The sequence below is a fragment of the Allosphingosinicella sp. genome (assembly GCF_036387615.1).
In the GTDB taxonomy this organism is placed as follows: domain Bacteria; phylum Pseudomonadota; class Alphaproteobacteria; order Sphingomonadales; family Sphingomonadaceae; genus Allosphingosinicella.
This window is the reverse complement of sequence record NZ_DASVTH010000043.1, coordinates 43290-51737: the sequence shown is the minus strand read 5'-3', so window position 1 is coordinate 51737 and position 8448 is coordinate 43290. Positions and strand designations below refer to the sequence as shown.

Below are 8448 nucleotides of genomic sequence, written 5' to 3'. Positions count from 1 at the left end.
GTAGGTGAACGACCAGCGTTCCGCGGCCCTGGCGACGAAACGCTCGAACCCGAGCTTTTCGATCCGAATGTCCCGGGTGGCCGCCGTTAGCACTTTGCCGTTCTTGATGAGGAAAGTCTCGGCTGTGTAACTCCCGATCGGTACGCGCGCGGGGATGTTGAGGCGGGCGCGATAAAGCACCCCTTCGGTGATTTCCACGCCTCGCGGGTTCTCGAAATAAAGCTGGCGCCGGCGCATCAGATCGATCAGCCCAGCCTCGAATCGGCGTTGCTCCTCCGGAGTCGCGCCGGCACCGGGCGATAATTGCAGGTTCCGGACCCCAAGCTCGTAAATCCCGGCGATGCGCTCCTTGACCAGCTCGGGGAGCGGGCGCGAGGAGGCGACCGCGTAGAAGGACGGAGCGGACCGAAAGCGTTCGCTTTCCACATTCATCCAGATGCCTGCGACCTTCTGCTTCTCGCGCACCACGATCGGCTCGACCGGGCCTTTCAACACGACCACGATGTCGGCAGGGTCGGAAGGCAGGCGGCCCCCGGGGTAGATGATCGCCCCGAACAGCAGCAGTTCCGCCCCCGTGAAGCTGTAACGAATCTGGATCTCGCGCTGAGAGACGTCCGGGACCAGCTTGGGCTCGGTGGCCGCGCACACAATCGGAAGCAGGAGGAACAGCGCGAGGAGGCGCGTCCAGATCACAGCGTCTGAACCGTGTAGATTTCGGTCGGTCTCCAGCCGAGTCCGATCGCCATGCGAAGCGCGACGGCGAGCACGATAATGGCAAGGAACATCCGCAAAAGCTCGGGCTTGGCCTTTTGCGCCAAGCGCGCGCCATATTGCGCACCGATCACGCTGCCAAACAGCAGCAGCACGGCCAGCACAATATCGACCGACTTCGTCGTTGTCGCGTGGATCAGCGTCGTTGCGGCGGTGACGAACAGGATTTGGAGAAGCGAGGTGCCGACCACGACCGAGGTCGACATGCCAAGCAGGTAGATCATCGCCGGGACGACGATGAAGCCGCCGCCGACCCCAAGCAGAACCGTCAGCATGCCGGAGAAGAAGCCGAGCGCAAGCGGCGCAAGCGGCGAGATGTAAAGCCCGGAATCGTAGAAGCGCCAACGCATCGGCAGAACGGCAATGACCGGGTTATGCCGACGCCGCCGCTTCTGCCCGCCGTTCCGCGGCCGGATGATGTCAAGGGCGGTCGCCGCTTCCTTCGCCATCAGGCTGCCGATCGTGCCGAGCAGGAGTACGTAGAGCAGCGCGATCACCGTATCGATCTGCCCGCTCTCCTGTAGCAGCCGGAACAGCCCGCCTCCGACGAGCGCCCCCAGCGTGCCACCCGCCACCAGCACCGCGCCCATGCGATAGTCGACGCCGCGCCGCCGCCTGTGCGCCATCACGCCCGAGACGCTCGCTCCAGTGATCTGGGTGGTTGCCGAGGCGACCGCGACTGCGGGGGGGATCCCGTAGAAGATGAGGATCGGGGTCGTCAGAAAACCTCCGCCGACGCCGACCATTCCGGTCAGGAGGCCGACCACCGCGCCTAGCCCGATGATCACCAGGGCGTTGACCGACAGGCCGGCGACGGGAAGGTAGATGTCCATGCCAGGCCGGAACCTAGCCGTTAAGGTCTGCGCTTGGTATCCCGCGAGGCTGGCGGCGCCGCTAAAAATCTGTCGAGAGGGTCAGGGCAGGGCCGGAGCCCGGACGAGCGTCACCGGCGACGCGGGCCCGCCACTCGAGGCTGGCGTTCACGTGTCCGCCGAGCACTGGCAGCCGGTAGGACGCTTGCGGCCCAAGATCCAGCCGCGTCGCACCCGGCTGAGCCGCGCCCCATGCGCCCAGCCCGAGCTTGAGATCCTCAGTCAAGTTCACGCCCAGGCGGGCCGCGCCGTCGACAAAGCCGTGTCGCGAACGGAGCCCGACCACGCCCGCTTGGCCATAAGCGTCCAGGCGCACCGGCCCGAGCACCCGTTGCTCGCTCGCGCCGCCATGAGCCAGGAGCGCGAAAGCGGACCGCCCATCCCTCCCGATCGCCTGCCGCCGTTCCGCCAGAATTCTGACCGGCACGGTCCGGAGCGGCTGCACTTCGATTCCGAGCACAGCCTCAGCGCCTTTCAGCCGACTGATCGGGGAGTAAAGGCGTGCGCTAAGGGCCAGCCGATCCGTCAGCGCGTAGGTCGCCCGCGCGCCAGCCTGGCTGGCGCCCAAGGTACCGGCTGCGGCAAGCTGCTCGGCACTGCCGCGGCGGACGAAGGCCCAGGTGGACAGCGACCAGCGATTGAGGGTCGACGGGGCTTTGAAGTCTGCGCCTGACGGGGAGGAGAGAGGTGGATGGCTCACCATTGACGACATCGGCGCAGGCAAGAGCGGCACCTCAAACGACTCAGCCCCTGCCACGGGGGAAAGCCCATGCGATCGTGCGGCGAACGCGTGGCGCGGCAAAATCATGCTCGGTTTTTGCGGAGCACGCGCAATCACGAAGGCGCTTACGCTTGGAGCAAGGCGGCGGTGCTGACCCACAACCGGCAACGGGGCTGGCGCGGGCTGAACCGGCTCGACGGTCGACTGCGTCAAAATTGGCGGCTTGGCTTGATCGGCGACCGCTGTTTCGGTGAGCCAAGCGGGTCCGAGGAAGACGGCTCTCCCGCACAGCCACCCGCCGAGCACCAGGCCCAGGAAGCGCAGCGGGGAACCGCCGCGGCTCACTCGGCCGGCAGTTCGGCGGGAAATGCGTGCGTCGTCTTGTCCCACTGCATCGCGCCCGTACGCCTAATTCGCAGATACCTGGAAACGGCCTTGCGGGCCGCCAACATCGCGATCAGGTTGGCGACGATGACCCGAGGAATGGAGGCGAGCCCCTGCCGCCACCCGTAGGCCTGCGTCACGAACCCGAACCGCATCGCCAGCCGCCAGACAAGCAGGGCCAGATTGATTTGCATCAACAGAGCGAGCTGCTCCGGGATGGGCGGCTGGGGCACGCCCGTGAGTGTCAGCCGGGCCTCGAGGAGCATCCAGAGCAGGAGCGTCAGGTAGGCGGTGAACAGCAGCACTGCAGCCAGCAGCGACTGGCGGTCGCGAAGGCGCATCCAGCACTCGGCCGGCCCGCCGCTCCAGCCGAGCCGGTCCCAGCCCGACAGAGCGATGCCGACGATCCATCGGGACTTCTGGTTGACAGCCGCCTCGATCGTGCCCGGGAAGTACTCCTTGGTCGCGACGACACGCCCTCCCCCGGTTGCCGGAAGCCGCACGAAAGCTCCCCGCCTGCCGAGCGCGTGCAGCTTGAGGCCGAGCTCATAATCTTCGGTCAGGCTATCGGCGGCGAAAGGACGGCCGCCGCTTCGGGCGGCGACCTCCGCAAGCGCCTCGCGCGAAAAGGCGCAGCCCACGCCCGCGGACGGGATTCCGGCCCCGATCGCTTCCCGAACGACCAACTCCTTGCCGTGCGACTCGGCAAACTCGTCGGCATAGCTGGCCGAAACGGTCGTGGTCCCTCGGTCCACAATCGGGAGCACGGGTAATTGGACCAGATCGAAGCTTTCGATCAGCCGGTCGAATACGCGCAGCTCGGCCGGGTGGACCACATCCTCCGCATCGTGCAGCACGATCGCCTTGGCTGTGCGTCCCTCTGCGCGTTCATCGGCGATGAGGGCATCCCACAGGCGATTCAGGCAGTCCGCCTTGGTGGTCGGGCCCGGCACAGGCCCAATCACCAGCCGAACGCGTTCGTCCTGGATCGCCTCGACTGCCGCGATCGTCGCCGGATCATTGGGATAGGTGCCGACATAAACGCGGTAATCGGGATGATCGAAGCGATCGAGCGTGGCGCGGAGCATGCCGCCGATGACCTTGGCTTCATCCCAGGCGGGCACGAACACTGCGAGCAGGCCCGGCCGCTCGGGCACCGGCAGCGTGTCAGCAGCGGCGCTGCCGCCGCGCATCAGAGCCCGCTTTGCTGTGCGGCCAATCCAGATGAAGTCGACCAGGATATCCCCGGCCCCGAGCAGCAGGAACCCGCAGGCGGCAAACAGCATGGCCTCGTGCATGACGAAGCCGGCGACCGCGAAGATCAGCTCCGCCCCGTCCATTATTGCCCCCGTTTTCAGAGGCAGGTTGATCCGATCCGCCGGCTTTTGACAAGCCCCTTCGCGTCCGCTTCCGGATCAGAAGCTCTCAGCTTTCAGCACGTTCCGGCGGTCGCGGATTTGGCGGCATTCACTTTCCGCACCTGACGCGGCCGGAGCCGATCCCGCTGACTGTGCAAGCCGGCGTGCCTCCAACCGTGACGTCGCCAGCGCCGCTGGAGGCGATCTTGGCCGCGCGGCGAACCGCAAGCGCTATATTGCCGGTCGTATCGGCTGCGATCTCCGCATCGTCTGCCGCGAGCCCGGCTGCGTCGAGAGCGCCCTGGCCCGTTACAGTCGCGCGCAGAGACTTGGCCTTGCCGCCCACGGAGATGCTTCCGGCGCCGAGTAGCTGAAGGTTGAGCTTGTCCGCCTCGACGCTGCCGATCGCGATCCTTCCGCTCCCCGAGACCGCGGCGTCGAATCGCATCGCCCTTGCCCGGTCAACGGTGAGGCTGCCCGAGCCGGCCAGGGTGACCGCGGTCAGCTCATGTGTGGAAAGCGCAATGGCCACGCCCCCTTCCCCCGGCTTCGGCGGTGAGCCCCAGGCGGAGCGGTTCGGACGGATGCGAAGGGTTCGGCCCTCGACCTGAATCGAGATACGGTCGAGCGCCTGCTGGCTTCCGGTCGCGACCGCATTGCTCCCTTTCCCGGTCGCCAGGGTGACCTGGAACGGTCCCTCCACCTGCACCTTCTCGAAACCGGATACGGTAAAACGCCGCTCGGCGGCTTGGGCCGACGTGGCGGCGAGGAGGCAAAGGAAGGCGAGCATGATCCTGGTCATAACCGGATCATGCCGCCCAAAGGTTAAGCGGTGATAACCACGCTCAGGCGTTGCAGTGGACGTTGCCCGAGCCGCGGGTGCTGACGGTGCAGCGGGCCGGGCCGCTCACCCAGACATCGCCCGAGCCCGCGATCGCCACATCGGCCGTCTCACTCGCCTGAATGCGGATGTCCCCCGATCCGACAACCTTGGCGGAGGCGATCCGGCTTTGGACAGCGCGGAGATCGATATCGCCCGATCCGGCAACCGACGCGGAGGCGTTCTGGGCCGCGCCCGCGGCCTTGATGTTGCCCGATCCCGCAACCTTCATGTTGAGCGTGCCGACCTGGAGTTGCGCGATCGCGATGTCGCCCGAACCGGCGACCGAAGCATCGAAGCTGTTGCCTTCAACCCGATCGATCCGGATGTCGCCGGAGCCGGCGAGCGAGGCGCCGCGCAGCGCCGGCAGGGTCACATAGATGGTCGTCTTGGGTCGGCTGCCCCAGTTCATCGACCAATTGCCCTTCTTGTATCCGACCCTCAGCTTGCCGTCCTCGACACGAAGGTCGAGCCGCTCGAGCATCTCGGCGTCCCCTTCCGCGCGCACGGAGTGCGGTTGGCCGACCCTGACCACAAGGTCGGGCGAGCCGGCCAGGCCGACCGCGTCGAACCCGGTCAGGTTGAAGCTGCGTTGCGTGACGGGCCCGCCGCCGCTCTCGCCTTCCTGGGCGTCCGCGGTGATGTTGCAGGCGACCAGGGCGAGGGTGGAGAGCAGGATAGCCATAGTCCGTTTCACGACGTCCTCCCGTGCTGTGTTATTGGAACAATACAGCAGGCGAAGTGCCGGCGCAAATGATTTTAGTCGGAAGGGGAATGCGCCATTGCTCCCGCCCCAAACGGCCCCGCATAGTGCCCGTTCGTAGCATGGGGCGGCATTGGGGTGACGAGCGAGCGAGACGAACGTTTCTTCGGCCACCCGAAGGGTCTCGGAACCCTCGCGGGCACCGAGTTGTGGGAGCGCTTCTCCTTTTACGGCATGCAGGCGCTGCTGATGCTGTACATGACGCAGCACCTGCTCAAGCCGGAGATCGCGCCGGACGTGCTTGGCCTCGCCGCGTTCCGATCGACGCTGGCCAGCCTGTTCGGCCCGATGACGGACCTGGCGTTCGCCGCTCAGACGTTCGGACTCTACTCCGGCTTCATCTACGTGACGCCGCTCGCCGGAGCATGGTTGGGCGATCGGGTGCTGGGCAAGACGCGCACGGTGACCATCGGCGCGCTGCTCATGTCTGCGGGCCATCTCGTCATGGCGTCCGAGCGCTTGTTCCTGGTCGCGCTGTTGCTTCTGATCCTCGGGGCCGGCTGCCTGGTCGGCAACATGGCTGCGCAGGTCGGCCAGCTGTACGCGCCAGATGACGAGCGCCGGACCCGCGCGTTCGGCGTCTACCTGATCGCGCTCAACGTCGGCGCGCTCGCCTCGCCGCTGGTGATCGGCACGCTCGGGGAAACGGTCGGATGGCATTGGGGGTTCGGCGCCGCCGGGATCGGCATGCTGATCGGGCTCGCCACCTATCTACACGGCCGGCGGCACCTGCCGCCGGACCAAATCAGGAGACGCGTGGAGCGGGCGGCGCTCACAAGCGCCGAATGGAGGTCGATCGCAGGCATCGTCATCGTCCTGCTGCCATACATCCTGGCATACGCCGCGCTGCAGCAGGCTTACGGGCTGATGCTGGTGTGGGCGGACAAGAATGTCGAGCGTCGTGTGCTGGGCTGGGAGGTGCCGATCACCTGGATCCTGACGCTCGACGGGCTCATGACCATCGTTGGGGTTGTGGTTGCGACGTCGATCTGGAAGCGGCTGGCGGCGCGCGGGCGCGAGCCGCGCGATACGGCCAAGCTGGCCGTCGGCTGCGCCGGCATCACGCTCGCATATCTGTTCGTGGCCTACTTCGCCACATGGGCAAGCGTTCCGCTGCTGCTGTTTGTAGGCTTCTATCTGATCCTTGACCTGGCGATCGGCTGGACCGAGGCGCCGACCGCTTCGCTGACGTCGCGGAACGCGCCCGCCGCGGTGAACGCGACGATGATGGCGGTGTTCAAGCTCGCCAGTGCCTTTTCCTATTTCTTGCTCGGCTGGCTGGCCCGCTTCTTCGAGCCGCTCGGTCCCGCTTTGTACTGGGCCCTGACTGCCGCGCTCCCCGCCACTGGCATGCTGCTGTTGATCGTGTCGCACCGCCCTGTCGCGAGGCTGCTCACGCCGGCAGCGGGACCGGATCGGACGCCCTCGGCCTTTGAGGCTGCGCCGGCCAAGTAAGGCGACCCAACGAGAAAGGGCGGTCCCATCCGGGACCGCCCACTTCTGGTTCAGCGCTGGCCCAAAGCTCAGGCCGGCACCTTGTCCTTGTTGTAGATGGCCGCGGCCTTGTTCAGGATCTCGAGGATCTTCTCGAGTGCCTTGGGCTCGTCGACTTCCTCCATCGCCGCCAACTCGCGGGCGAGGCGGCTCGACGCCGCTTCGAAGATCTGACGTTCCGAATAGCTCTGCTCGGGCTGATCGTCGGCGCGGAACAGGTCGCGGGTCACTTCGGCGATCGAAATGAGATCGCCCGAATTGATCTTCGCCTCATATTCCTGGGCGCGGCGCGACCACATGGTGCGCTTGACCTTGGGCTTGCCTTTGAGCGTCTCGAGCGCATCGCGCAGCGTCTTGTCGGACGAGAGTTTGCGCATGCCGACGCTTTCGGCCTTGTTGGTGGGGACCCGAAGCGTCATCCGCTCCTTCTCGAAACGCAGCACATACAATTCGAGCTGCATGCCGGCGATGTCCGTGCTTTGCAGTTCGATCACACGGCCGACGCCGTGCTTGGGATAAACAACGTAATCGCCAACGTCGAAGCTCAACGCTTTCGCTGCCATGAATTCACCTTCCGTTGGATTGTGCCGCTGTGTGCGCAACACCGCATCTCACCGTAGACGCAGGTCAAGTCACCCGATGTGCGACGATTCTCAGCTGATCACCAACGCGGACGCGAGAGGCATCCGCTCCGATGACGATTATGTAACAGAAATTGACGTCGAAAGCTAGCTTTCCGGGCCATCAATCGCCCGAAAATGGCAAAGGACACCGATTCAAGCCGCTTTGCCGCGCCTCCAGCTCGCATCCAGGCTCCACGGGCCGGGCCCCGCGAAGACGAAGTAGAGGAACAGGAAGCAGTAGAGGATCGCCGCATCCCCGCCGTTGTTGACCGGGAAGAAGTTCTGCGGCGCGTGCGCGATCCAGTAGGCGACCGCCATTGTGCCCGAAGCGAGAAAGGCGGCGGGCCGGGTGAACAGGCCAAGGGTGATGAGGAGGCCGCAGAAGAGTTCGATGATTCCAGCGAACGCGCCTGGATTGTCGAACGCCAGACCCGATCCCGCCCGCTCTCCGCCCGGGAAGCCCAGAAGCTTTTGCGTTCCATGAGCCATGAAGATCAAGCCGGAGACGATCCGAACGATGCTCAGGATGCGGGGCCGCCAGCTGTCGAGGGCACTGGTTCGATCCATGTTCGTCCTCTCCCG

General features: G+C 65.8%; 9 protein-coding genes. 1 reads left to right on the top strand and 8 read right to left on the bottom strand.

Going from position 1 to position 8448, the window contains the following annotated elements:
* From VF631_RS09875 to VF631_RS09850, 6 genes are all read right to left on the bottom strand, one after another.
* Positions 1–693 (bottom strand): TIGR02186 family protein (locus tag VF631_RS09875; protein ID WP_431850127.1); only part of this gene is annotated, 693 nt, incomplete at its 3' end.
* On the bottom strand, positions 690–1604 hold the full coding sequence (locus VF631_RS09870; protein ID WP_431850126.1) for a sulfite exporter TauE/SafE family protein: 915 nt from the start codon (positions 1602–1604) through the stop codon (positions 690–692). The genes VF631_RS09875 and VF631_RS09870, both read right to left, overlap by 4 nt.
* 61 nt (positions 1605–1665) lie before the next feature.
* Complete coding sequence (locus tag VF631_RS09865; RefSeq protein WP_431850125.1) at positions 1666–2346, bottom strand: hypothetical protein; 681 nt, start codon at positions 2344–2346, stop codon at positions 1666–1668.
* A 359-nt stretch (positions 2347–2705) separates the two neighbouring features.
* On the bottom strand, positions 2706–4088 hold the full coding sequence (locus VF631_RS09860; RefSeq protein WP_431850124.1) for a glycosyl transferase family protein: 1383 nt from the start codon (positions 4086–4088) through the stop codon (positions 2706–2708).
* Positions 4089–4215: 127 nt separating this feature from the next.
* Positions 4216–4908 carry a GIN domain-containing protein gene (locus tag VF631_RS09855; RefSeq protein ID WP_431850123.1) on the bottom strand — a complete coding sequence of 231 codons (693 nt, stop codon included), beginning with the start codon at positions 4906–4908 and terminating at the stop codon, positions 4216–4218.
* A gap of 43 nt (positions 4909–4951) precedes the next feature.
* The gene (locus tag VF631_RS09850; RefSeq protein ID WP_431850122.1) at positions 4952–5683 is read right to left on the bottom strand and encodes a head GIN domain-containing protein; all 732 of its coding nucleotides are present in this window, start codon (positions 5681–5683) and stop codon (positions 4952–4954) included.
* A gap of 144 nt (positions 5684–5827) precedes the next feature.
* Here VF631_RS09850 and VF631_RS09845 point away from each other — a divergent pair, with 144 nt between their 5' ends.
* Positions 5828–7204, top strand: coding sequence for a peptide MFS transporter (locus VF631_RS09845; protein ID WP_431850121.1), 1377 nt, complete (start codon positions 5828–5830; stop codon positions 7202–7204).
* 68 nt (positions 7205–7272) lie between these two features.
* On the opposite strand, the gene VF631_RS09840 is transcribed toward VF631_RS09845, so the two are convergent.
* The gene (locus VF631_RS09840; protein WP_431850120.1) at positions 7273–7806 is read right to left on the bottom strand and encodes a CarD family transcriptional regulator; all 534 of its coding nucleotides are present in this window, start codon (positions 7804–7806) and stop codon (positions 7273–7275) included.
* 213 nt (positions 7807–8019) lie between these two features.
* The gene (locus VF631_RS09835; protein ID WP_431850119.1) at positions 8020–8433 is read right to left on the bottom strand and encodes a DoxX family protein; all 414 of its coding nucleotides are present in this window, start codon (positions 8431–8433) and stop codon (positions 8020–8022) included.
* Positions 8434–8448: the final 15 nt, after the last annotated feature.

What these genes read in the sequence shown, in the direction of transcription:
- VF631_RS09870 (WP_431850126.1), bottom strand. Translation starts at nt 1,604, where the DNA reads ATGGACATCTACCTTCCCGTCGCCGGCCTGTCGGTCAACGCCCTGGTG.
- VF631_RS09865 (WP_431850125.1), bottom strand. Translation starts at nt 2,346, where the DNA reads ATGGTGAGCCATCCACCTCTCTCCTCCCCGTCAGGCGCAGACTTCAAA.
- VF631_RS09860 (WP_431850124.1), bottom strand. Translation starts at nt 4,088, where the DNA reads ATGGACGGGGCGGAGCTGATCTTCGCGGTCGCCGGCTTCGTCATGCAC.
- VF631_RS09855 (WP_431850123.1), bottom strand. Translation starts at nt 4,908, where the DNA reads ATGACCAGGATCATGCTCGCCTTCCTTTGCCTCCTCGCCGCCACGTCG.
- VF631_RS09840 (WP_431850120.1), bottom strand. Translation starts at nt 7,806, where the DNA reads ATGGCAGCGAAAGCGTTGAGCTTCGACGTTGGCGATTACGTTGTTTAT.
- VF631_RS09835 (WP_431850119.1), bottom strand. Translation starts at nt 8,433, where the DNA reads ATGGATCGAACCAGTGCCCTCGACAGCTGGCGGCCCCGCATCCTGAGC.